We start from the raw sequence: 24,597 nt of genomic DNA on the forward strand, positions 1-24,597 counted from the left end.
TCGCGTGATACCTTCAAAAGGTCTACACTGCGCCCGTATAAGGACTGCAGACGCATCTCGTCCCTCGATTTCGCAGCGGTCTGCCTGCGCGAATCTGCCACTCACGCGAGCTGATGCAGAAGATCCTCGACCGTACTCAGGAGTCATTGGCGCAGGCTTTCGCCACGCTCGCGCAGAACGCGAAACGCCAGCAGCGCCTGTATCTGGCGACGATCGGTTCGCTGATGCTGATCGTGCTGATTTTCGCGCTGGTGCTGGCGGTAGCGGCCGGGCTCACGCACCTCGAATACCGCCGCACCCTCGAGTCGCAAAATGCCGCCGAGGTTTCCCTGCTCCTGCATCAGGAGGAGTCGTTCCTGCGGCGCGCTGAATTGACGCTCGATTATTACTACGGCGGCGCCGCGGCGCGGAGCGCGCCGGATGCGACACAGCAGGCGATCCTCAAGAGCGGCGTCGCGCGCGGCAAGGTAGACCGGGTGGATGCAGAATTCGACCTGGTGGTCGGCGAAACCACGCGCAACGCGTGGGGCCCGCAACTGGGCGAAAAACTCGGGCGCCTCTACGAATCGGCGCAATCGACGCTCGTGACCCAGCAGGCTTTTGAACTGCAGCAACGGGCGACGCTGATCGGCTTGAACGAAGACTTTGCTGTGATCCTGCCTTCGCTGGCGCAACCGCTCGTGGGCCAAGCTGGCAGCGCCGATCAGGCCGTCACGTCGACGCCGCAACCGGCGATCGTGAGCTTGCTGCGCGAGACGCTCGAACGGCACCTCGAGGCGCAAACCGGCAAGCGCGTGCCGGGGAAAGGCGAGCGCGTCTGGCTGGGACCGTACCGCGATCCGCTGCAGAACCGTCCGGTGATTTCCGCGGTGAGCGCCTACTATCACGGCGACACGCCCACCACGCTGATCAGCGCGAACATTCCGCTGGACGTGCTCGTATCGCGTATCGCGCCCGCCGACAGCGAGGGCGTGATCCTGCTGATGACGGCGGATCGCCGCATCGCCGTGTCGTCGACGCCGCTCGACATGCCAATCGCCAACCTGCTGCGGCAGGCGGTGGCTGCAACGCCAAGCCACGTCTTTCACTACAGCCCCGAGGGCACAATCTTTCACGAGCCGCTGGGGCCGGGCTTCGGCTTCCTGGTCGGCTACATACCGTGGAGTGCGCTGATCGTCGCACTTGGCTGGCAACTGGCGGTAATTGGCTGCCTGGCGGCGCTCACCCTGCTGGCGATTGCACTGATGGCACGCTATTTCGGGCTGCGGTTGTTACGTAATTCGTTCGCGGAAACGTCACGCGCGCTGGAGAGCGAAACGCTCAACCACATTCTCGTCAGTGCGACGCCGGTTGGGTTGTGCATCGTTCGACAGAGTGACTATTCAATCCTGACCGCCAACGCGCTTGCGGCCGAGTTGCTCGGTATCGAGGCCGACGGCAGCCGGCTTCCGCCGCATGTCGTCGGCGAGTTTCTGGCTCAGGCGCCGGATCAGACGTCGGCCACGGCGATTGCGCGGGTGGCTGCATTCGTCGCGCCCGCGCGCCCGGCGCATCAGCATCAGTCTCCGCAGCAGTCGCAAACGGAGCCGCAAACCGCATCGCCATCAGACAAAGGCGGCGGCGCGCCCTCGCGGTTTCTGCAATTCATATACGCGCCCGTGCGTTACGCTGGCGAGAACGTGCTGTTCTGCGCGATTCTCGACGTCACCGCCCAGACCATGCTCGAGCAGCAATTGCGGCATGCACAGCAGACATCCGAGGCGCTGATGCGCGCGCGTACGAATCTCTTCGCCGCGCTGAGTCACGAAATTCGTACACCGTTGAACGCGCTGCTCGGCAATGTCGAACTATTCGCCCGCACGCCCGGCCTCGAGGCGCATTCGCAACGGTTTGCGACATTGCGTGTTGCAGCAGATGCTCTGCGCCGCGTCGTCAACGACATTCTCGACTTTTCGAAGATCGATGCCGGCGTGATGTGGCTGGTCAGAAAACCGTTTCGTCTCATCGACGAATTCGAAAGCATCGCCCTTTCCTACGCGTCGATGGACGGCGACAGCTCGATCCGTTTCTATGCGTTCCTCTCACCGACCCTCGATCAGACCTTGATCGGCGATCGAATGCGCATCGCGCAGATCGTCAACAACCTGCTTAGCAATGCGTTCAAGTTCACCTCGACCGGCAAGATCACGTTGCATGCCGAAGTGATAGACGATTCACCGGATTGCGCGATTTTGACCTGCCAGGTTTCGGATTCGGGCGCTGGCATGAACGAGGAAACGCTGGCGCGGCTTTTCAAACCGTTCGCACAAGGCGAACTGGGTGCATCGCGCGGTGCCGGCGGCACGGGCCTCGGTCTCGCGATCTGCAGACGCTTATGCGAGGTGATGGGCGGCCAGATTGCTGCGGACAGCGTGCCTGGTGTGGGCAGCGCATTTCGTGTATCGATCCCGCTCGCGAAAGCGCCCGTCGATTCGCTCGCGCCGGCGACGGTCCCCGAGCAACGCGGGACGGTGCTCGTCTTGTCCATGGAACGGGAAACAAGCGAGTTGCTGGACCGCTGGCTTCAGCACGCTGGTTGGATGGGACATCTGGTAACCTCGCTGGCCGCCGCGCAACTGTGGCTACGCATGAATGCTCCCCCCGATCTGTTGCTCGCCTCCGGCGAATACGATCTCGAGGTGATTGCCGCGCTGCGTACGTTGCAGCCGGTCGGCGCCGTGTGGATCACGCGTGGCGGCCCGCATTATCCCGAGCCGCGCGGCGACGGCGTGTTCGAAGTGAGTGAATTCAGCTGGACGGCGATTCTGTCGGCGATCGAACTGGCGCGCGGGGGCACATCCGCAGCGCCGACTCCTGCGCCCGCAATGGCCGATTCGGTGGGAATCCATTCGACGCTGCGAGGTCTCCCAGTCCTCGTCGCGGAAGACAATCCCTTGATCCAGAATCTAGTTGCCGAACAACTGGTCGAATTGGGGTGCGTGCCCACTATCGCCCCCGACGGCAAGCACGCGCTGAGGTTATTCGAACAGACAGGTTTCGAGGTGGTGCTAACCGACATCCACATGCCGGAGATGGATGGTTACGAACTGCTGGACGCGCTGCGCAAGCTGCGTGCGACCGTGCAGGTGCTCGCCTTCAGCGCCGTGGCCGAACATGAGGGGGCGCACAACTGGCGCGAGCGCGGCTTTAGCGGATATGTCGCCAAGCCGGCAACGTTGAGCGAGTTGCAAGCGGCGTTGCTGGAGGTGGCACCGGCTTCGACACCACCGCAGGTGGCTCCGGAGAACCTAGCGCCCGCCAGGGCGATGGCTCCCGCTCCCAACGCAGAGAGCACGCTCAGCGCGGACGACAAGGCGCGCTACTCGGCGATGCTCAAGGAGCACTTGCAAAAAGATCTGCCGAAGCTGCTCGCCATCGTCGAAGAGGAAGATGTGCAGGCGTTGGCCGGCTGGGCGCATAGCGCGAGCGGCGCGTTTGTCGTCGTGCAGGAGCCGCAGTTCGTCGACCAATGCCGGCGGTTGCAACGGCTATGCAATGACAGCGGACGCTGGACCACCGACATGGACGAACTCGCGATCTCGCTGCACGACGCTTTATTGGATCACTACGGACTCGACGAGGAGTCGGCGCATTGACCCGCCATTCTGCTTTGCGGGCTCAACCCGGTCGTTTGGCAATGAAGTCGATTTCGACCAGCGCGTCGCGCGCCAATCCGGTGACGCCGATACAGGTTCGCGCCGGCAGCGCATCGGCGGGGAAGTAGGCGCGGTAGATCTCGTTCATCGGCGCGTAATCGCGCTTGAACTCGGTCAGAAAGATGCGTGCGGCCACCACGTTTTGCAGGCCGAGGCCCAGCCCTTGGAGCACCAGCACGAGATTGTCCATCACGCGCTTGGTTTGGGCGACGACACCTTCGGGAAGCGGTGCGGCGTCGTCGGTTGGGGAGGTCGGCATCTGGCCGGTCAGGAAGACCCAGCCGTCGGCCTCGGCAGCATGCGAGAACGGGCCGACCGGCGTGGGTGCTGAGGGAATCATCCAGAAAGAAGGTGCTGAACTCATGGCAGGGTGTGCTGGGCAAGATCGGATGTCGGGATGACAAGGTAACCGATCAAAAGTCAGGATGCCGGCGCGATGCCGGCATCGTGCCCAGTTCCCGCCCGCTCAGACCAAACCAGTCGCGTAATAAACCGCGATCACGAAGAACACCGCCATCGTCTTGATGACCGTGACCGCGAAGATGTCGCGATACGACTGCCGATGCGTTAAGCCCGTGACCGCCAGCAGCGTGATCACCGCGCCGTTGTGCGGCAACGTGTCCATACCGCCGCTCGCCATGGCGACGACCCGGTGCAGCACTTCCATCGGAATGTGCGCCGCTTCCGCGCCCTTGATGAACGTGTCGGACATGGCCGCGAGCGCGATGCTCATGCCGCCCGACGCCGATCCCGTGATACCCGCCAGCGAGCTCACCGACACGGCTGCATTGACGAGCGGATTGGGAATGCTCTTCAACGCGTCGCTGACCACCAGAAAGCCCGGCAACGCTGCGATCACACCGCCAAAACCGTACTCCGACGCCGTATTCAACGAAGCCAGCAGCGCGCCCGCCACCGCGGCCTTGGTGCCGATCGCGAAGCGCTCGCGCACGCGGTTGAACGCCGTCACGACGACCATCACGATACCGAGGAGCAGTGCGCCTTCCACGGCCCAGATGGCGACCACGGCCTTGATCGTGGTCGTGACCGGCGCGTGGATGCCCGGCAGGATGTCCGGCGCCACGGTGTACGACGCGCCGTACCGGTTCGGAATCCAGCGGGTCAGCAGGAAGTTCGCGACGCCGACCAGAACCAGCGGCGCGACCGCCAGCAACGGATGCGGCAGTTGCTTCGATTCCACGCGATCCGGCTCGTTGACGAGTTCCGTGCCGTAACCTTCGCCGGTCGCCATCGCCGAGCGGCGGCGCCATTCCAGATACGTCAGGCCGACCACGATGATGAACAGCGAACCGATCACGCCGAGTGCGGGCGCGGCCCACGAAGTCGTCTTGAAGAAAGTGGTCGGGATGATGTTCTGGATCTGCGGCGTGCCGGGCAGCGAATCCATGGTGAACGAAAACGCGCCGAGCGCGATCGCGCCAGGCATCAGGCGTTTCGGAATATTGCTCTGGCGGTACAGCTCGGCCGCAAACGGATAGACGGCGAACACCACCACGAACAGCGAGACCCCGCCGTAGGTGAGCAGCGCGCACACCGCAACGATCACCGCATTGGCGCGCGAGCGGCCGATATAGCGGATCGCGGCGGCCACGATCGATTCCGAGAAGCCCGACAGTTCGATGACCTTACCGAACACGGCGCCCAACAGGAACACCGGGAAGTAGAGCTTCACGAAGCCGACCATCTTCTCCATGAAGATGCCGGTGAAAACCGGCGCGACGGCAGCCGGATCGGTCAGCAGAACGGCGCCGAGCGCGGCGATTGGCGCAAATAGAATGACGCTGTAGCCGCGATAAGCGGCAAACATCAGAAACGCCAGCGCGGCGAGGACGATGACAAAGGACATTGAGTCTCCAAAGCTTGGTTGTTCTACATGGTCGCCGTTCCGAGGGTGCGACGGCACGGCGCCGGGCAAACGCAGGTTCCGTGCCACGCATACGGCAACGGCCAGCCGCTTGATTTCGCGGACCGAAGGTCAAAACGTGATCGGGCCGATTGTACCCAAACGTCTCCAAAACGGGACGCAAATTGGCTGAAGTTAGACCAAAGCAAGGTTAAACCCTTATGTAATAAGCTTGCTGGCGATCTCTTCAATGAGATAAGCTTGTCTACGAAATGAGATAAGCATAATAAAACGATAGCCGGAGACAGCGACAGCATGATGAACGACTGGGCGGGCCTTCCCGCCACCTACGGCGACGTACTGCGCCGGGCGATGGATTCGCTCTTCCGCACATTCGAAAATTTCAGCGAAGGCACATTCATCGTGGATGCCGACGCGCGCGTGGTCTGGATCAACAAGCGCTATGCGGCGCGCTTCGGTTTTTCGGACCCGGAGCAGGCCATCGGCCGCGATTGCGAAGCGGTGATCCCGAACAGCTTGATGCGCGAGGTCGTCGTCACCGGCAAACCGATTCTGCTCGACATTCTGGAAACGGACCGCGAACCGCTCGTCGTGACGCGTTTGCCGCTCAAAGACGATGCGGGCGTCACGGTGGGCGCCGTGGGCTTCGCGCTCTTCGACGAACTGAAGGCGCTGACGCCGCTCTTTTCCCACTACTCGCGCGTGCAGGAAGAGTTGATCGCGACGCGCCAGTCGCTCGCGCAGGCGCGGCGGGCCAAATATACGTTCGGCAGTTTCGTCGGCACGAGCGCGGCCAGCCTCGAAGTGAAGCGCCAGGCGCGCCGCGCGGCGCAACTCGAGTCGCCGGTGCTGCTGCTCGGCGAAACCGGCACCGGCAAGGAGTTGCTTGCACATGCCATCCACGGCGGGTCGGCGCGCGCGAATCAGCCGCTCGTGACGGTCAACGTCGCGGCGATTCCCGACACCTTGCTCGAAGTCGAATTCTTCGGCGCCGCGGCCGGCGCCTACACCGGTGCGGACCGCAAGGGGCGCGTCGGCAAGTTCGAGCTCGCGAACGGCGGCACGCTGTTTCTCGACGAAATCGGCGATATGCCGCTGCCTTTGCAGGGCAAGCTGCTGCGCGTGTTGCAGGACAAGGAGTTCGAACCGTTGGGCTCGAACCGCATCGTGCGCGCCGACGTCCGGATCATCGCGGCGACGTCAGCCGATTTGCCCGCGCTGGTCGCGGCGGGGCGCTTTCGCGCGGACTTGTTCTATCGGCTGAACGTGCTGACGATCCATGCGCCGCCATTGCGCGAGCGAGCCTCCGATATCGAGGCGCTGGCTTACGCCATGCTCGAGGATCTGTCGACGCAGGCGCGTGGCGCCAGTCACTTCGAATTGCAGGATGACGCGCTGCGGCTGCTGTGTTCGTATAGCTGGCCTGGCAATGTGCGCGAATTGCGCAACACGCTGGAGCGCGCGGTGATGCTGTCCGACAGCGAGCGGATCGATGCCCGGGCGCTCGCGCCGTTTATCGGCTCGGCGCACGGCGGCGGGCATCGTCCGACTGCGTCCTTGCCCGAGGCGCTTTCGCCGCTGCCCGCTGCGGGCGCGCAGGCTGGCGCGCCTGAACCGGCCTCGTGGAGCGAGGCGATGGCGGCCTTTGAGAAGCGTTTCCTGAGCGACGCTTTGCGCGCCAACGGCGGCCGCGTGATCGAGACGGCGAACCAGATTGGCATGGGCCGCGCGACACTCTATAAGAAGATTGCGGCATACGGCATCGACGTGTGACAACGTTCGTCGATGGCGATTGACGCAGCGTAATTGACGCGTGGCACAATCGCGTGATCGAAAAACAAGACGTGATCGGGGTTTCAAATGAAACGCAGTCTCTCTTTCTTCGCGCGCCGGGCCTGCGCCACGCTGGCGGCCGGCGTGATGGTCGCGTTGAGCGGTTGCAGCAGCAGCGCGCCGCTGTTTCTGCCGGACGGTCGCGCGACCACGCTGGTGCAGTGCCCCGCGGGTTCCGACTCCTGCTCGCAGCAGGCCAGCGCAAGTTGCGGCGGCGCCTTCGATGTCGTGCGCCAGTCCACGGAGAATGGCACGCTGAACCTGATTTACGCCTGCCGGGCGAAATAACGGCTCGCCGGCGCAAAGACCGGCGCGACCAACGCCTCAAGCATCTTTCCTTCAGCCCGCGGTTCGACAACGAATGCGGGCGTCTCGCTCGCCGCACCGATTTCAGCCGCGCGCGGCAAACTGGTTCACGCGTTGCTTCATGGTCGTCACGATAAGCGTATGGCCGTCATAAAGACCCGTAGCTAATGCGGGTTCTCTCCGCGTCTATGATGCGAAATGGGTAATTAATGCCGCGCTTCACATTATTTTTCTTGTCGCCGGGGCGCAATTAAAAACGCCGCAATTTTCATCGTTTAGCCAAGTCGGTGCGGCACCCAACGGAACGCGAAGTTTAGCCGCAGTACTCTCTTGCCAGTGGCTCAGGATTCAAGTGGCAAGCAGGTTTTGCCGGTTTGATCGCCAATGCGGGAAGTGTTAGGAAGGATTTTCCGTTCAGCCGAAAACCGGGAGTTTTTGCGGCACGCTTTATGCTTCGATTTACGCATTGAAAATAGTTCAACGAGTAATCCGGGGAAAGCAATGAATCATCACCAACTCGAAAAAGATATTGAACATCTTGAACACGTAATCTCGCATATCTCCGCTGAAGACCGCATCCCGCTGTCTTATTGGCGAAACCGTATCGATTCCGTTTCCGGCGCGGCACTGGTGCCGTCGCAGGCGACCCGCGTCAAACGGCTCAACGCCGCGCTCTCGGCGCTGGAGCGACGGCAGAAAGCCTGAACGCCTGCGCAGTGGACGGCTGTGACGTACCCTTCGATCGGCTAACGTTTTCTGCAAAAATAAGGAACGTAACGGCCACGCACCCTACGCGGCGTAGCGCGTTGTCTCGACACGGGGCAAGCCGCGTCTTTTGATGCGTACGCGCTAACGGCGTCCAGGCGGCGGATGTGCGCCGACCGCGGACGGAAGGCGCGCGTCAGGCAAGGGCGCGCAGGTCGCCACCTCCATCCACTGATTCAGGACAAACATGCAACCAGCAGGACTTTCCGCGTCTCGGCTGACGGCGCTGACCAACGCCATGCAAGGCTATGTGGAACGCGGCGAAGTGGCGGGCGTGGTGTCGATGGTCTGGCGGCGCGGCGAGATCGGTTATTTCGAGCCGCTCGGCTGGCGTGACGAAGCGGCGCAGTTGCCGATGGAGCGCGACACGCTGTTCCGCATTGCCTCCATGACCAAGCCGGTGACCAGCGCGGCGATCCTGATGCTGATCGAAGAAGATCGGCTCGCCCTCGACACGCCGATCTCACTCTGGTTGCCCGAGCTGTCCGCGCCGCGTGTGCTGCGCGACCCCGCCGGCCCGCTCGACGAAACCGACCCTGCCAGAGCGTCGCTCACCGTGCTGGATCTGCTGACGCACCGCGCCGGCTTCGCCTATCACTTCACTGCAACCGGACCACTGGCGGAAGCTTACGCCGACGCCTTCAACGGTTTCGAAGCGCGCATGGACGGCAACGCCTGGCTTGCCCGCATTGCGGGTTTGCCGCTGATGTTCCAGCCCGGCTCGCGCTGGCACTACGGCATCGCGACCGATGTCCTCGGCGTGCTGATCGAACGCGTGAGCGGAATGTCGCTCGGCGAGTTTTTCCGGACGCGAATTTTCGAGCCGCTCGGCATGCGCGATACCGCTTTCTGGGTGCCTGACGCGCAACTAGCCCGGCTGGCCACGGCTTATGGCGTCGAACAGGGCACGCGGCGGCGTATCGTCGAGGACCATCCGTCGTCGAGTCGGTGGGCGAACCCGGATCGCTTTCAGAGCGGCGGCGGCGGGCTGGTTTCGACGGCGCAGGACTATCTGCAATTCGCGCAACTGCTGCTTGGCCGCGGACGGGTCGGCACGACGCGTTTGCTGTCGCACCGCTCGGTCGATCTGATGCGCTCGAATTTTCTGACGCGCGACCAACGCCGCGTGTCGGCCTTCGGTCATGCGCTGTGGGCAGGCCAGGGGTTCGGCCTCGGCGTGTCCATCGTCGACGATCCGGCGCAGCAGTTGCCGCTCGGCTATCGCTCGATGGGCTCGTTCGGCTGGCCGGGCGCGTATGGCACGAGCTGGTTCGCCGATCCGGTGGAAGACCTGATCGGTCTGATGCTGATTCAAAGGCGCTCCGTCGAACCGTTTTCAATGACAGTGGACTTCGAACGCCGCGTGTACGATGCAATTGACGATTGAGCGAACCGGCCGTGTCCGGGCCAGCGTCTTTTAAGCGTGTTATCCGCTCGCGGTGTCGGGCTTCTCTATCCGGCAATTTATTCGTCTGATAGTGTCCGCACTTCAGTTCTCGTCAAAATGATCGGAGTACCCGTCATGGCCTCGTACAAGCAGTTGACTGCCCAGCTCGAAAAACTCCACAAGGAAGTCGCGGCGGCGCGCGAGAAGGAAGTTGCCCAGGCGATCGCCGAGATCAAGCAGAAGGTGGCCGAGTACGACCTGACTGCTGAAGAACTGGGTTTCACGAGCAAGGGCACCGCAGCCCGCAAAACGCCGTCGGTCGCCAAGTATCGCAACCCCAAAACCGGCGAGACCTGGAGCGGCCGCGGCCGTTCGCCCGCCTGGCTCGTAGGCAAGAATCGCGAGCGCTTTCTGATCGAAGGTTGAAGTGCTTCGGCGCATGACGTGCGCGTGAGTCATGCACCGGATTGTCTAAAGTGATGTCGCGGGCGATTTTTCTCGCACCGCTGAGCAGGTCCCGAAAACGCTCACCTTTCGCGTGAACCTGTCGCGTGAGTCGTGAGCTCGGCCACGTGGCCAACTCAAAGCCTGGTTGCTTCGGTGAGCCTGGTTTTATCGAATCACGCACCTTGCGGCAAGCTTGCCGCGGCAGGCCGCCGTGACTGACCCACTTTCTCCGAAACCCACGCCGGCCTTTGCTGGCGGGCGTTCCCAGGCTCTGCGAAGAATCGCTGCAGCCGACGCTTAAGTTTCTCTTAGTTGCATCTAACGCATTCGACGCTGTGCAGACTTCCGCTGCGCAGGTGCGCGACTAATGGTCGGCACGCTCACCGTTTGCTGCGATTCGAGGACGCACATGCTGTGGTCCCGAAAACCCTCACCTTTGCGCTTCCCGATACGCGCAGGCTACTGCGCTCGGGACTAACCCGGAGTTGAGTTCCTCTCATACCCCGCATCAAAACTCATCGATACATGGTCGCGGATGCCGAACGTCACAATCGGTCATCCACTCAACCTCGACGGAAAGACCATGAGCGCATCGACGGACAAACAACTCTTTATCGGCGAAGGATTCGAAGGCTCCGGCGTCAATCTCGCGCACATCAACGTGCTGGTCGGGCCGCGCAACGGTCCCGCCGGGCAGGCCTTTGCTACCGCATTGGCGACGCCTTCGGCGGGCCACGCGCCGTTCGTCGTGATTGCGCGCCCGGGCGTGCCGACCAAGCCGCTCACGCTGTATGTGAACAAGGCGCAGATCGGCAGCGACTTCCACGGCAACGCGACGTGGGGCGCCTCGCAAGCCGGCATCGCGAAGGCGGTGGCCGAGTCGCTGGAGAACGGCACGCTGCCGCCCGAAGCGGAAAACGACTGGGTGGTGGTGTCGGCGAACTGGGTCAACCCGTCGACCGACAATCTCGACGCCGTCTTCGAGAACAACTACCGCGCATGCAAGAACGCAATCCTCGCGGCGATGAAGGGCCTGCCGCATCGCGATGAAGTCTTCGCCGCCGCGCGCGACGTATCGAACCCGTTCTACACACCGAAGCAACGTTAATGGCACGCAGCGCGGCCAGTGAGTGCTCATGCGCAACTAACCGTCCGCGCTGCCGGATGCGATCAGGAAGGAGACACGCACTATGGAATACATTCGCCTCGGCCAATCCGGTCTGAAGGTTTCGCGTCTGTGCCTCGGCACGATGAACATGGGCACACCGCAATGGAAGCCGTGGATTTTCGACGAAGCGCAAAGCGAGCCGATTGTTCGTCATGCGCTCGAAGCGGGCGTCAACTTCATCGACCTCGCCGATTTCTATTCGACCGGCGTGGGCGAAGAAGTGGTCGGCCGAATTCTGAAGCGTCTCGCGCGACGCGAGGAAATGGTCGTGGCCACCAAGGTCGGTTATGACATGGGCGCGTATCAGAACGCCGGCGGCCATTCGCGCAAGCACATCATGGACGGCATCGACGGTTCGCTCAAGCGCCTCGGTATGGATTACGTCGACATCTACATGCTGCATTTTTTCGACGTGAATACGCCGGTCGAAGAAACCATGGGCGCACTCAACGATATCGTGCGCGCCGGCAAGGCTCGCTATATCGGCGTCTCGACCATGTACACATGGCAGTTCGCCAAGATCATGCAGGTCTGCGAGCGCAACGGCTGGCACAAGCCGATCAATATGCAATTGCAGTTGAACCTGGCGTACCGCGAGGAAGAGCGCGAGATGATTCCGTATTGCCAGGATCAGGGCGTCGGCGTGTCCGTCTTCAGTCCGCTGGCGCGCGGGCTGCTCACGTGCGATCCGAATTCGACGCGCAATCAGACCGACTTCTTCACCGCGCAAATGTACGGCGATGTGGCTTCGCGCGAGATTGCAGCGTCGGTGGCGCGCGTGGCGGCGCGGCGTGGCGTTTCCGCCGCACAGATCGCGCAGGCGTGGGTGCTGAACCACGGCGGCGTCGCAAGCATGCTGGTCGGTGCGGATACGCCGGCGCAGTTCGACAGCGCGCTCGCCGCGCTCGGCACGACGCTTTCGGCGGACGAACTGTTCGAGCTCGAACGCAACTACACGCCGTGCGATCTGATCAACGACTACACCGCAGGCAAACGCATTGCGCGCGAAGCGCGCTTTGCACAAGGCGTGTTCGTCGAAACCCTGGAGAAGGCCGCATGAATGAATTTCTTCGCACGGGGCATTACATTGGCGGCGAGTGGTACGAAGGCGCCGACACATATGCCGTGCTGAACCCCGCGACCGGCGAGGTCGTCGCCCAAGTGGCCAAAGGCGGCGCGGCGGAAACCGCGCAGGCCATCGCGGCTGCCGAGCGTGCGTTTCCCGCATGGCGTTCGCTGACTGCAAAGGAACGTAGCGCCCGCGTCAAACGTTGGGGCGAGTTGATGCTCGAGAATCGCGACGCGCTTGCCGAATTGCTGACGCTCGAGCAAGGCAAGCCACTTGCAGAAGCGCGCGGCGAAGTCGGCTATGCGGCCAGTTTCTTCGAATGGTTCGCGGAAGAAGCGAAGCGCGCGTACGGCGACGTGATCCCGAGTCCCAATCCGAACGCGAAGATCATTGTGACGCGCGAACCGGTCGGCGTGGTCGCGGCAATCACACCGTGGAATTTCCCGCTCGCCATGATCACGCGCAAGGCCGGCCCCGCGCTCGCGGCCGGCTGCACGATGGTGCTCAAGCCATCGGAAGAAACGCCGTTGTCCGCGTTTGCTTTGGCGGTACTGGCCGGGGAGGCAGGCATTCCGCCCGGCGTATTCAACATCGTGTCCGGCGATGCCGTGGCGATCGGCGGCGCGCTCACGGAATCCGACGCGGTGCGCAAGCTGTCGTTCACCGGTTCGACGCGCGTCGGCAAACTGCTGGCGAAGCAGTCGGCGGACACGCTGAAGAAGCTGTCGCTCGAACTCGGCGGCAACGCGCCCTTCATCGTATTCGACGACGCGGATCTCGACGCCGCCGTGCAAGGCGCGATGGCGTCGAAATTCCGCAATACCGGGCAGACGTGTGTGTGCGTCAACCGCTTCTACGTGCAGGACGGCATTTACGATGCGTTCACGTCCGCGTTGACGCAAGCGGTGCGCAAGATGCGCGTCGGCAACGCGTTGCAAGGCGAGGTCGAACAAGGTCCGCTGATCAACCAGGCCGCGCTGAAGAAGGTCGAAACGCACGTGGCCGATGCATTGGAGAAGGGCGCGAAGATCTTGACCGGCGGCAAGCCGCACATGCTCGGCGGCACCTTCTACGAGCCGACCGTTCTGGTCGACGCCAACAATTCAATGCTGATCGCCGAGGAAGAAACCTTCGGACCGGTAGCCGCGTGTTTCCGTTTCAAGACCGAAGCGGAAGCCATCGCCGCGGCTAACGACACACCATTCGGCTTGTCCGCATATTTCTACACACGCGACCTGGCTTGCGCGTGGCGCGTCGGCGAAGCGCTGGAAAGCGGCATGGTCGGCATCAACGAAGGGATTCTGTCCACCGAAGTCGCGCCGTTCGGCGGCGTCAAGCAATCGGGTCTCGGCCGCGAAGGCTCGAAGTACGGGCTCGATGAATACACCGAACTGAAGTACATGATGATGGGCGGCCTCGGACGCTGATCTTCACACGGCGCGTCCGCCGTACGTCATGCACACGCATGACTCACCGGCGGACGACGCAATCGGGCGCGCGGCAACACGCCGGCCACGCCCGGCGATCCATACTAACGAAGGAGACAGCGTGAGCAATCAGGATATGCAGGCGGCCACTCTCGGCCTCGCCCCCACTTTGCCGGCGGCAGCGGCATCCGCGCACGGCCCCATTCCTCTCGACGACGTTCCACTGAACGCCTTTCACGTCAAGATCGCCGGGCTGACGTTCGGCGCGCATTTCACTGAAGGTTTCGCGCTCGGCACGATCGGCTATGCGCTCGCGTCGCTGAATCGCCAGATGCCGCTCGACGCGTTCTGGATGGGCATGATCGGCAGTTCCGCGTTGATGGGCATTTTTATCGGCAGTCTGGTGTTCGGCTGGCTGTCGGACCGCATGGGACGCCAGAAGATTTTCTTGCTGAGCTTTCTGATCATCACAGCGGCCGCATTCGCGCAGTTCTATGTGCGCTCGCCGCTCGAACTGTGTTTGCTGCGTGTGTTGATCGGCTTCGGCATGGGAGGCGATTTTGCGGTGGGCCATGCGATTCTCGCGGAATTCTCGCCACGCAAACATCGCGGGACCTTGCTTGGCTCGTTCAGCGTGGTGTGGACGATCGGCTACGTGGTGGCGAATGTGCTCGGCATGCACTACGCCGATGCCTCGCCGGATGCATGGCGCTGGTTGCTGGCATCGGCGGGTGTGCCGGCGTTGATCGTTCTCGTGTTGCGCATGGGCACGCCGGAGTCGCCGCGCTGGCTGCATGGCAAAGGCCGCACGGCGGAAGCGAAGTCGATCGTGCTGAAGCATTTCGGCGCGAACGTCATTCTGGATGGCGGTCACGATGAGCACGCGCAATCGGCGGGCGGTTTCATGCGTCTGTTCAAGGCGGATCTGATCCGCCGCACGATTTTCAATTGTGCTTTCTTCGTGTGTCTCGTCATTCCTTACTTCGCCGTTTATACGTTTTTGCCGACGATTCTGAAGGCGATTCATTTGAACAACGATTCGAGCGCGGATTTTCTGTTGAACGGGTTTCTCGTGCTCGGCGCGTTGATCGGCATCTGGCTGACGATCAAACTTCCGAGGCGCGTGTTCCTGATCGGCTCGTTCGCGGTGACGTGCGTTTCGCTGATCGCGTTGAGTTTGCTGCCGGAGTCGGCGACGCTCGGGATGATTGTCGCGTTTGGGATTTTCACGCTCACCATGTCGGCGTTCTCGAATCTCGTCGGCGTGTTTCCGCCCGAGTGCTTTCCGACAGAGGTGCGCGCGTGCGGCGTCGGTTTGGCGATTGCGTGCAGTCGTCTCGGCTCGGCGATCGGAACGTTTCTGCTGCCGCTCGGCATCGTGCATCTGGGCTTCCATATCACGATGATGGCGCTCGCGGCGGTGCTGTTGGTCGGCATGGTGGTGTCGATTGCGTGGGCGCCGGAAACGAAGCATCTGACGTTGAACGAAGCTAGCGGCGCTTAACGCGCGCTAACGCTGTAAAGAACCTGCCGCATCGGCAACGGTGCGGCGGGTTTTTTTGTTTTGGACCGCCTGAAAGTCAAGGCGAGCCAACGGAAAAACCTGCTTTTCATTCAACTCGATGGACTACCCACTGAAATCTGGGATTTTTCTTAATCTACCGTCTCCGATTCAACTGCCGTTGGCAATGTGATTCCCGGTACGGTTCAAAGATTCACCATCATTGGAAAGTGTTCCCTGAGTACGCTGTTCAACAAACCGATAGTCGCTTGTCCAGGGAGCGGGACAGCGGTGTCCGGTATGACGGGTGTTTATCCAACGAACGTCGCGGGCGTTGGCATGAGGATGCGCGATGCTAACGGCAAACCGATGGTCGGAACGAACGCATGCTCTACCGATTCCCAACTCGGAACTACCGGCAGCGACGGCAGCTTTAATGTTTCAGGAACGTTTGAACTCGTCAAAACGGGTCCTGTCACTGGCGGATCAATCACGGGCGCAAGCTACAACACCGGCGTCCTGAACACCGGATATCCGCTCAACAACGGCGCTAACACTATGACCGTCGCAAACACACCCGTGCGAGGTGTCACCTGCTCGGTGACTGCCGCGAGCGCGAACCAGACAATTCCTCTCGCGACGATCAACCCGGCGATGTTTCCGACGGCCGGCTCAGTCGCCGCAAAGACACCGTTTTCTCTGGGCCTCAACTGCCAGTCCGGCGTGAAGGTCTCGGTGACCTTCAGTTCGACGTCGGGCAATTCTGGCGTCGCCTCAGTCCTGGCGAACGCGGGTTCGGCAACGGGCATCGGTGTTCAATTGCTGGATGCGTCGCAGTCGCCGATTACAATGGATGTGGCTCTTCCGCTTACGTCGAGCACGACAGGCAATATGTCGTTTCAGTTTTTCTCGCAGTACTACCGGCTGGGTGTTGCGCCCGTGGTTGCCGGAACGGTTCGGGCGACAGCTATCTTTACGATGAGTTATCAATAGCCAGGCCGCGCGCCTAAGCCGTTTTCACTGCGGGATTCCATCTGTCCCCGCGCAGACGTGTATCATTCGTCCCGGCGCTGTTCCAACCCGGCATCCCCGCACTATTTACCGCTAACGCGCGGCGTCTGCCGCCGCGTGGCCCGGATCCGCCGCGCGAGCCGCGTCTACCCGTCCGTTTCCCCGCCCGGCGTGCTTTGCCAGGTGGAGCGGAAACGCAAACCGCCGCCCGCCGTGGCCGGCAGTGCCCGAACCCTATTTGTCGCCAGACCCGATGTCAGTCTCCGAACTCAAACGCCGCCGCACGTTCGCGGTCATTTCCCACCCGGACGCGGGTAAGACCACGCTCACCGAAAAGCTGCTGCTGTTCTCGGGCGCGATCCAGATCGCCGGCACCGTGAAGGGCCGCAAGAGCAACCGCTACGCGACGTCCGACTGGATGGAGATCGAAAAGCAGCGGGGCATTTCGGTGGCGAGCTCGGTGATGCAGTTCGAGTACGGCGACGCCGTCATCAATCTGCTCGACACGCCGGGCCACGAAGACTTCTCTGAAGACACGTACCGCGTGCTGACCGCGGTCGACGCCGCCGTCATGGTGATCGACGGCGCGAACGGCGTCGAAGCGCAAACGCTCAAGCTGCTCGAAGTCTGCCGCAGCCGCAAGATGCCGATCGTCACCTTCATCAACAAGCTCGACCGCGAAGTGCGCGAGCCGCTCGAACTGCTCGACGAAATCGAACAGCATCTGGGCGTGGCCGCCGTGCCGTTCACGTGGCCGATCGGCATGGGCAAGGAGTTTCAGGGCGTCTACGACATCCAGCGCGACCAGGTGCGCCTGTTCCGCGCCGGGCAGGACAAAGCGGGCGGCGAAGTCGAAACGCTGCAGGCGCTGAGCGATGAGGAAGGTGAACGCCGCTTCGGCCATAGCTGGGTCAAGGCGAAAGAAGAGATCGATCTGATCACCGGCGCGACGCCCGATTTCGATCGTGAGCAGTTCCTGGCCGGCCAGCAGTCGCCGGTGCTGTTCGGCTCGGCGATCAACAACTTCGGCGTGAAGGAAATTCTCGACGCGCTGGTCGATCTGGCGCCGCCGCCGTCCATGCGTATGACGGTGCAGCGTCCGGTTATGCCGGACGAGCCGAAATTCACCGGCGTCGTGTTCAAGGTGCAGGCGAACATGGACCTGGCGCACCGCGACCGCGTGGCGTTCATCCGCGTGTGCTCAGGACGTTTCGAGCGCGGCATGGCCGTCAAGGTGACGCGTTCGAACAAAACCTTCCGCGCTAACAACGTGGTGACGTTCCTGTCGCAGCGTCGTGAGACGGTGAGCGAAGCGTATCCGGGCGACATCATCGGTATTCCGAATCATGGCACGCTGAGTCTCGGCGATACGCTGACCGAAGGCGAGCAGTTGCAATTCGTCGGCCTGCCGTTCTTCGCGCCGGAAATTTTCCAGACCGTGGAAGTGGTCGATCCGATGCGCGCCAAGCAGCTCGGCGAGGCGCTCAAGCAACTCGGCGAAGAAGGCGCGATTCAGGTGTTCCGTCCGGAAGTGGGCGGCCTGATGATTCTCGGCGCGGTCGGCCAACTGCAGTTCGAAGTGGTGTCGCACCGTTTGTCGACGGAATATAAGGTCGACGTCCGCATGGCGCCGGCGCGTTATCGCATGTCGCGCTGGGTAACCTGCGACGATGCAGCCGAGCTGCGTCGCTTCACCGATTCGTACGCGGCACGGATCGCGCTCGACGCGTCCGACGCGCCGACGTATCTGGCCTCGCACGTGTCGGAAATCGAAGTCGCGCAGAAGGCGTGGCCGAAGATCGTGTTCAACGAATTGCGCGAGCACTCGGGCGCGCCGTTCAAGAAGGCGATGTAAATCCGCTGCGCTGGTCCCGAGCGCAAAGCAAGGCAACGCAAATCAGAAGGCCTCGTCGAAAACGAGGCCTTTTGTATTGACGCCCGTACGGCTGCCGACAAAATCATCAACGCTCACCCCAGCTTCAACACTTCTTCCCGCATCCACCCCGCCAGAGCCTGCACATGTTCGAGCCCCACATGCCGCTGGGGAATATCGAGCCAGTACCCGAACGGCCCGCTCACTTCGACATCGGAAAACTGCGCGAGACTGCCGTCCGCCAGTTCCTCGACGATCATATTCCGGTCGACGACCGCCAGCCCCGCGCCTTTACTTGCCGCGCGAATCGCCTGCTCCAGCGTCGAGAACTCGATGCCGTTGTCCGCGTAACGCGCGGGCATGCCCGCCTTGGCCAGCCAGTTAGGCCACAATTCCAGCCGGGCGTCGTTGTGCAGCACGTGCAGCGCCGGCATGCGTTGGAGTAGCGCGTCGAGCGGTTGACCGAGCAGGCGGGGCGCGCCCACGAGTACGTGGCGCTCCATCATCAGCAATTCGGAGTGCGCATCCGGCAGCGCCTGGCGGCCGAAGCGAATCTGGCAGTGAAAGTCGCCGTGCGCCTCGGTGCGAACGGATAGTTCGACGTCGGGCAATTCCACCGCGAGCGAACCCAGCCGCGGCGAAAACCATTGCGTGGCGAAAGTGGGCGGCAGAGCGAGCACGAGACGCCGCCGCCCCTTGGCGGCCGTGATTTGGCGATAGCCACGCTCGATCGTGTCGAAGGCTTCGGACAGGCATGGCAGCAATTGCAGGCCCGCCTGCGTCAGACGGATGCCTTTGTGGTCGCGCTCGAACAGTTTCGCGCCGAGCGATTCTTCGAGCAGCTTGATTTGCCGGCTCACCGCGCCTTGGGTCACGCACAGCGCAATGGCCGCGCGATTGAAGCTCATGTGACGAGCAGTTTCTTCGAAGAAGCGCAACGCGATCAGCGATGGCAAGCGCCGCATAAATCACCTTCTGTTACTTTTAATCGTGCGCGATTCGGCCGGAAGATGGTCGGACTGCGGACTCTGGTTGTGGTGCGTCGCCAGCCGCGCGTTTGTCTCCTGCACGCGCGATCCGAACCGCCATCGGCCGGCGATTTTTCAACCGGAAACGGCCATCGTGGCGGCCGGAAGATTGTCGCATTGGCGCCCGTCGTTTTGCTTGATCTCGATAAGAAATATCCGTGGCGGGCCCTGAGCCGTCGACCGCGACCGGGATGCCTGCCCGGCGTTCGAGGAGAAGCGCCGCGCGAGCGCTCAACTTCGCCTATGCTGACGAGACGCGCGCCCGGCCGCCGAGCCGGCTCGCCTTCCCCCGTCTTCGGAGCGCCCGTGACCGTTCGCAATCTCGACGCCTTGTTTCGACCCAAATCCGTCGCCGTGATCGGCGCTTCCGAGCGGCCCGGCAGCACCGGCGCGATGGTGTGGGCGCGCGTGCTGGAAGGGGGCTTCGAAGGCCCGCTGTGGCCGGTCAATCCGAAATACGAAACGCTCGGCGACCATGCCGTGATCGGCGACCCCGGCGACCTGCCGGAAGCGCCCACGGTCGCGCTGATCTGCACGCCGCCGGCGACGTGGCCGGGGATCATCCACAAGCTCGGCGGATTGGGCACGCGCGCGGCGATTATCGTCGGCGAGGTGCGCTGCGATGAAGACCGGCTCGCGCTGCGGCACGCGCTCTCGGCCGCGCGCCCGAATCTGCTGCGGATCGTCGGGCCTGGCAGTCTCGGCGTGGTGTCGCCGGCATTGCGCGCGCATCTGGGCGCGCCGTCGTGCACGGTGAAGGCGGGCGGCGTCGCGTGGGTGTCGCAGTCGAACGCGCTGACCAATGCCGTGCTCGGCTGGGCGCATGCGCGCGGCCTCGGTTTCTCGCACGCCGTGGCGCTCGGCGGCGAAGCGGACGTGGACGCGGGCGACGTGCTCGATTATCTGGCTAGCGACCCCGGCACGCGCGCCATCCTGCTCGAACTGGATACCGTGCGAGCGGCGCGCAAGTTCATGTCGGCGGCCCGCGCGGCGGCGCGCAACAAACCGGTGCTGGCGCTACGCTCCGGCCGCGCCGATCCTGCGGACGGCCTCTATACCGCAGCGTTCCGCCGCGCCGGCATGGTGCGGGTCGATGCGCTCGACGATCTGCTCGACGAGATCGAGACGCTCGGCGTGGGCCGCGTGGCGGCGGGCGCGACGGCCACGCTGATTACGAGCGACAGCGGCTTGGCCACGCTCGCCTGCGACGCCTTTGCCGCGGCCGGCGACACGCTCGCGCCGTGGCCCGATGAAGCATCGGATGCCTTGAAGCAGACTTTGCCGTACGCGGTCGGCGGCAATCCGCTGCAACTTGGCGACGATGCGCGTCCAGAGCATTTCGGCGCGGCGCTCAAACTGCTCGCGGATCATCGCAGCACCGGCACGGCCTTCGTGGTTCACGCGTCGACGCATGGCGCGCCAGTCGGCGAAGTGGCGCAGGCCTTGATCGCGAATCAGCGTTTCGCTTATCGCGGCTTGCTCGCGTGCTTCTTCGGCGGCGTGGATGCCGCCACGCGCGACGCGCTGCACGCACAGGGCATCCCGGTTCATACGACGCCGCAGCGCCTCGCGCGCGCCTTCGCGCGGCTGGTCGATTACCGGATGGGGCGCGAACTGCTGATGCAGACGCCGGAGGGCTTGCCGGCGCAAATTCCCGAATGCATCGACGCGGCGCAAGCTCAGGCGCGCGCGGTGCTCGGCGCAGGTGAGCACCAACTAACCGGCGAGGCGGCGGCGCGGTTTCTGGGGCGTTTCGGGTTGCGGGTGGAAGCGGGAGGCGGAAGTGCGAGCGAGGGCGGGGCGGGGGACGCTGCGCAAGACGTCGCACGGGGATCGGCGCAGGGTGCCGCGACAGATTCCGCGCAAGGACAGCGGCAGGAACCAGCGTTGGGCGCTACGGCTGGTTTCGCGCAAGGACAGGGGCAGGGCCAGGAGGAGGCGCCGAGCGCTACCGCTGGTTCGGCGCAAGGGCGAAGTCAACGGCAAGCGAGCGCGCAGCGCGCGGTGAAAGCCACAACGGCAGCGTCGTCGGCTGCACCGAAGTCGCCGGACTGCCCGGAAGGAAGCGCCGACTCGTCTACCAGGCCCGTCGTCGATATCGCTGTCGAACTCCACGATGACGACAACTTCGGCCCTGTCTTCAGCTTCACGGCGCCATCGGCTGACGGTGTGTCCGAACCGCTGCGAGTCTACGGCCTGCCGCCGCTCAATCCGATGCTCGCGCGCGACATCGTCACGCGTTCGCCGTACGCGCGGTTGGTTGCGCCGGAGCCGGCGCTGGCCGCACTGACGGCGCTCTCGCAAGCCGTATGCGACGTCAAGGAACTCGTCGGTCTTGCGCTGACGCTTAGGATGTACCGCGATCACGTGATAGTCGTCGATCCCACGCTAACCGTCGCGCCGACGCGCAGCCGCCTTGCGATCGTGCCGTACCCGCGCCGCTTCGAAGAGACGCTGGACTGGCAGGGTGCGCGGGTGACGGTGCGGCCGATCCGTCCGGAAGACGAGGCCGCGCACCATGACTTCGTCGAAGCGATGACCCCGGAAGATTTGCGTCTGCGGTTTTTCGGCGCGGTGGGCAGCTTCGACCACTCGCAGCTCGCGCGCATGACGCAGATCGACTACGACCGCGAAATGGCGCTGATCGCCACCGTGCAAAGCGAAGAAGGCTTCACCCGGACGCTGGGCGTGGTGCGCGCGGTCGCCGATCCCGACAACGAAACCGCTGAGTTCGCGGTGGCGGTGCGCTCGGATCAGAAAGGCCGGCGCCTCGGCCAATTGCTGATGGACCGGATCATCAAATATGCGCGGGTGCGCGGCATCCACTGGCTGGTCGGCGAGGCGCTGCGTGAAAATACCCCGATGATCGGACTCGCCAAAGCCTGCGGTTTCACGATTACGCGGACGGAGGATCCGGGTGTGGTCGGCTTCAGAATGGCGCTGGATGAGCCAGCGGCTAACTGACCGAGCGACGGCGGCGATAAGAACGGTCGCGGAGGAAATTTCGGGAGATCGCGTCAGCGCGTGTCGATGTTGCGGCGGCCTTTTGAGTCGGCCGTAGTGGGTGCCACACGCACTCCGCAAAACGACAAAACTATCCAACCTTCAGACGTTTCTCAAGCCTTGTAAACGGGAGCTTACATAGACTCTTACGGCCGGGTTACTTTCTGGCTCCGAGTATCCGCATAGGTGTATCCAGCGAATTGTTGCTCGGGTGGGATTTTATTTAGCTCTCTTAACAGGTCAACAAATGAATCACAAGAAACGTACCCGCGAGACTCACCAGGGCACGGGGAAACTAGACTACCGGCTGGCGCTCATGCTGGCAATGTTGATGGCGGCGTTGGGTTGCGCGAATACCGCTTGGGCCGTCGACGGCGGTGTCGTGGCGGCGGGCGCCGGCGCCATCAAAACGCAGGGCAACAAGACGACCATTTCGCAGTCCGATACCGGGCGCCTTCGTGCGGTTGCAAGGGTATGGCATCGACGCAAGCTATAGCGGCAAGCGTGTGGCCGCGCAATTGAGTTACGCGATGCGCGCGGGGCATCCCTTGGCGCAAACGGCTCGCCAACAGACGTGGGTTACCGTATCAACGATCTTCTAGCGGGATCGAATCGCGGCGACAACGCCCACCCACCACACCCGCGCTCAAAAGAAAAAGGCGGCACGCAGCCGCCTTTCTTGTCGTACGCGTATGGAGTGCCACCCGCGATAACAGGGTTCTCAGACTTACGCCGCGAGTTTCTCCGCAGCGGCGTCGACCTGATCACGCGTCACCGCCAACTCCTCCAACCACGCATCCCCATAAACCGCCCCCGTCTCACGCTCCAACCGCGCAATCGTCGCCGCGCAACGGCTCGCATCCTTCGGCGTCGCAATAAACGACTTCACCGATTCACCCGCCTTGAAGGCATCGAACAACGGCACGCGAATATCGTCCGGCAGCGCGCGCGTCGTCCACTGATACGGCTTGCCGTTGAACGTGAATTGCGGCGGCAGCACCCGCTCTTTCTTCGCGGCCGGAATCAGGCCGTACGTGCGCGCGGCTTCGCCGATCTGCTCCGGCGAAAACAGCTCGTCCGGGCTGATGTCGAATTGCTGAATGAACGTCTCGATGCTTTGCATCGCCGCCGCGCGGTCGTCGCGGCGCTTTTGCGCATGAGCGACGATGTCGCGCAGTTCGTCGGCTTCTTCAGGCGTGATCGTGAAGCTCGACTGCTTCTGCTGGAGCTCGGAAAAACGCTGGAATTCGGAATCGGTCAGAAGTTTCGCCATTGCTTATCGATGAGCGCGCATGAGCGAACCCATGCGGCGTGATTTTTGAGAGGGTCGCCATTCTAAACCATGTGCGCGAGCCATCGAATTTCGACGAGCCGCCGCGCGGGTTCGCTTGCCTGCATGACGCGCTAGGCGGCGTTCTCGTGAAACATCGACAGCGCCTGGACGGTCTCGCGCAAGAGCGCGGTGGCGGCTTCAAGCGTCGGCGCGACGTATTCGTCGATACGCCGCAAATACGGACACGTGAGGACCGCGATCGCCTGACCGGACGGACCCTGGATCGGAAACGTGACGTCGGTCACGCCGAACGTCTGCTGGCTGTCCTTCTGCGAAAAACCCGCCGTGCGAATCCGCTCGCAGGCCTGCTCGAGCGCGGCGCGATCGATGGTGACCTCGCCCTTCACCTTGGTGTGTTCGGCCAGCATCTGTTCGCGCTGCTCGATGCTTTGAAACGCCAGCATCACGCGGCCCGAACCCGTATCGATCAGGCCGACGCGCGAACCGAGCCGCACCGAGATGCCCCACGTACCGGGACCATCCACCTGCGCGATCACCAGCAGATTGCCGCGGTCGTACACCACGAGGTGACACGACTGTTCGGCAGCGTCGGCAAAGCGCTGCATGAGCGGCAGCGCTTCGGAGATCAGACGGTTCATCGGCGGATGACGGTGGGCGAGCGCGTACAGCTTGAGGCTGAGCGAATACCGGTCGCCCGCCGCCGAGCGCACCACGTACTGACGCGCGACCAGCCGTTCGAGCATGCGATACATCTCGCTCGCATTGCGTCCGAGCAGCTTGGTGATTTCGGCGCGCGTCAGTCCTTCCTTCTGCTCGGCGAGCAGTTCGAGGATGTCGAGGCCTTTGTCGAGCGCCGGGGCGCGGTAGCGGTCGGCGTCGTCTTTGTCGTCTGCGTCCATCGTGAG

Annotated in this window: 19 protein-coding genes; 14 read left to right on the forward strand and 5 right to left on the reverse strand. The window is 63.1% G+C overall.

Features of this window, described 5'->3' with window-relative positions; genetic code table 11:
* Positions 1-113 precede the first annotated feature (113 nt).
* Entirely contained in the window at positions 114-3,635 is a 3,522-nt protein-coding gene (locus tag P0D96_RS12670) for an ATP-binding protein (RefSeq protein WP_408313658.1), read from the forward strand.
* Between the two features lie 22 nt (positions 3,636-3,657).
* Here P0D96_RS12670 and P0D96_RS12675 read toward each other — a convergent pair whose 3' ends face one another.
* Positions 3,658-4,059 (reverse strand): RidA family protein, encoded by a 402-nt coding sequence (locus P0D96_RS12675; protein ID WP_408177640.1) that lies wholly within the window; start codon positions 4,057-4,059, stop codon positions 3,658-3,660.
* Positions 4,060-4,161: 102 nt separating this feature from the next.
* Positions 4,162-5,562, reverse strand: a complete 1,401-nt coding sequence (locus P0D96_RS12680; RefSeq protein WP_408313660.1) for a GntP family permease — start codon at positions 5,560-5,562, stop codon at positions 4,162-4,164.
* A gap of 312 nt (positions 5,563-5,874) precedes the next feature.
* Here P0D96_RS12680 and P0D96_RS12685 point away from each other — a divergent pair, with 312 nt between their 5' ends.
* The 11 genes from P0D96_RS12685 (at position 5,875) to P0D96_RS12735 (ending at position 18,349) form a co-directional block, all read left to right on the forward strand.
* Positions 5,875-7,353 carry a sigma-54 interaction domain-containing protein gene (locus tag P0D96_RS12685; protein ID WP_408313662.1) on the forward strand — a complete coding sequence of 493 codons (1,479 nt, stop codon included), beginning with the start codon at positions 5,875-5,877 and terminating at the stop codon, positions 7,351-7,353.
* Positions 7,354-7,440: 87 nt separating this feature from the next.
* Positions 7,441-7,701 carry a hypothetical protein gene (locus tag P0D96_RS12690; protein WP_408177643.1) on the forward strand — a complete coding sequence of 87 codons (261 nt, stop codon included), beginning with the start codon at positions 7,441-7,443 and terminating at the stop codon, positions 7,699-7,701.
* Positions 7,702-8,220: 519 nt separating this feature from the next.
* Entirely contained in the window at positions 8,221-8,424 is a 204-nt protein-coding gene (locus tag P0D96_RS12695) for a hypothetical protein (RefSeq protein ID WP_408219583.1), read from the forward strand.
* A gap of 247 nt (positions 8,425-8,671) precedes the next feature.
* A complete protein-coding gene (locus P0D96_RS12700; protein WP_408177644.1) occupies positions 8,672-9,871 on the forward strand; it encodes a serine hydrolase domain-containing protein in 1,200 nt (399 codons plus the stop codon).
* A 135-nt stretch (positions 9,872-10,006) separates the two neighbouring features.
* The gene (locus P0D96_RS12705) at positions 10,007-10,297 is read left to right on the forward strand and encodes an H-NS histone family protein (RefSeq protein ID WP_132383504.1); all 291 of its coding nucleotides are present in this window, start codon (positions 10,007-10,009) and stop codon (positions 10,295-10,297) included.
* Between the two features lie 604 nt (positions 10,298-10,901).
* On the forward strand, positions 10,902-11,426 hold the full coding sequence (gene fae / locus P0D96_RS12710; RefSeq protein ID WP_408313665.1) for a formaldehyde-activating enzyme: 525 nt from the start codon (positions 10,902-10,904) through the stop codon (positions 11,424-11,426).
* An 82-nt stretch (positions 11,427-11,508) separates the two neighbouring features.
* Entirely contained in the window at positions 11,509-12,546 is a 1,038-nt protein-coding gene (locus P0D96_RS12715; protein WP_132383508.1) for an aldo/keto reductase, read from the forward strand.
* Positions 12,543-13,982 carry an NAD-dependent succinate-semialdehyde dehydrogenase gene (locus tag P0D96_RS12720; RefSeq protein ID WP_408177645.1) on the forward strand — a complete coding sequence of 480 codons (1,440 nt, stop codon included), beginning with the start codon at positions 12,543-12,545 and terminating at the stop codon, positions 13,980-13,982. The genes P0D96_RS12715 and P0D96_RS12720 overlap by 4 nt, the downstream gene beginning before the upstream one ends.
* A 121-nt stretch (positions 13,983-14,103) precedes the next feature.
* Complete coding sequence (locus tag P0D96_RS12725) at positions 14,104-15,486, forward strand: MFS transporter (protein ID WP_408313668.1); 1,383 nt, start codon at positions 14,104-14,106, stop codon at positions 15,484-15,486.
* A 297-nt stretch (positions 15,487-15,783) separates the two neighbouring features.
* On the forward strand, positions 15,784-16,476 hold the full coding sequence (locus P0D96_RS12730) for a fimbrial protein (protein ID WP_408313670.1): 693 nt from the start codon (positions 15,784-15,786) through the stop codon (positions 16,474-16,476).
* A 271-nt stretch (positions 16,477-16,747) separates the two neighbouring features.
* Positions 16,748-18,349, forward strand: a complete 1,602-nt coding sequence (locus tag P0D96_RS12735) for a peptide chain release factor 3 (protein WP_408313672.1) — start codon at positions 16,748-16,750, stop codon at positions 18,347-18,349.
* Between the two features lie 113 nt (positions 18,350-18,462).
* On the opposite strand, the gene P0D96_RS12740 is transcribed toward P0D96_RS12735, so the two are convergent.
* On the reverse strand, positions 18,463-19,332 hold the full coding sequence (locus P0D96_RS12740) for a LysR family transcriptional regulator (RefSeq protein ID WP_408284867.1): 870 nt from the start codon (positions 19,330-19,332) through the stop codon (positions 18,463-18,465).
* A gap of 369 nt (positions 19,333-19,701) precedes the next feature.
* Between P0D96_RS12740 and P0D96_RS12745 the strand changes: the two genes are divergently transcribed.
* Both P0D96_RS12745 and P0D96_RS12750 read left to right on the forward strand, forming a co-directional pair.
* A complete protein-coding gene (locus P0D96_RS12745) occupies positions 19,702-22,359 on the forward strand; it encodes a GNAT family N-acetyltransferase (RefSeq protein ID WP_408313674.1) in 2,658 nt (885 codons plus the stop codon).
* Positions 22,360-22,645: 286 nt separating this feature from the next.
* Positions 22,646-22,894, forward strand: coding sequence for a hypothetical protein (locus P0D96_RS12750; RefSeq protein WP_408284873.1), 249 nt, complete (start codon positions 22,646-22,648; stop codon positions 22,892-22,894).
* A 231-nt stretch (positions 22,895-23,125) separates the two neighbouring features.
* On the opposite strand, the gene P0D96_RS12755 is transcribed toward P0D96_RS12750, so the two are convergent.
* Positions 23,126-23,671, reverse strand: a complete 546-nt coding sequence (locus P0D96_RS12755; protein WP_132383520.1) for a hypothetical protein — start codon at positions 23,669-23,671, stop codon at positions 23,126-23,128.
* 131 nt (positions 23,672-23,802) lie between these two features.
* Positions 23,803-24,591, reverse strand: a complete 789-nt coding sequence (locus P0D96_RS12760; protein ID WP_132383522.1) for an IclR family transcriptional regulator — start codon at positions 24,589-24,591, stop codon at positions 23,803-23,805.
* Positions 24,592-24,597: the final 6 nt, after the last annotated feature.

Origin of the sequence: Paraburkholderia sp. RL17-347-BIC-D (genome assembly GCF_046027915.1) — a bacterium.
In the GTDB taxonomy this organism is placed as follows: Bacteria; Pseudomonadota; Gammaproteobacteria; order Burkholderiales; family Burkholderiaceae; genus Paraburkholderia.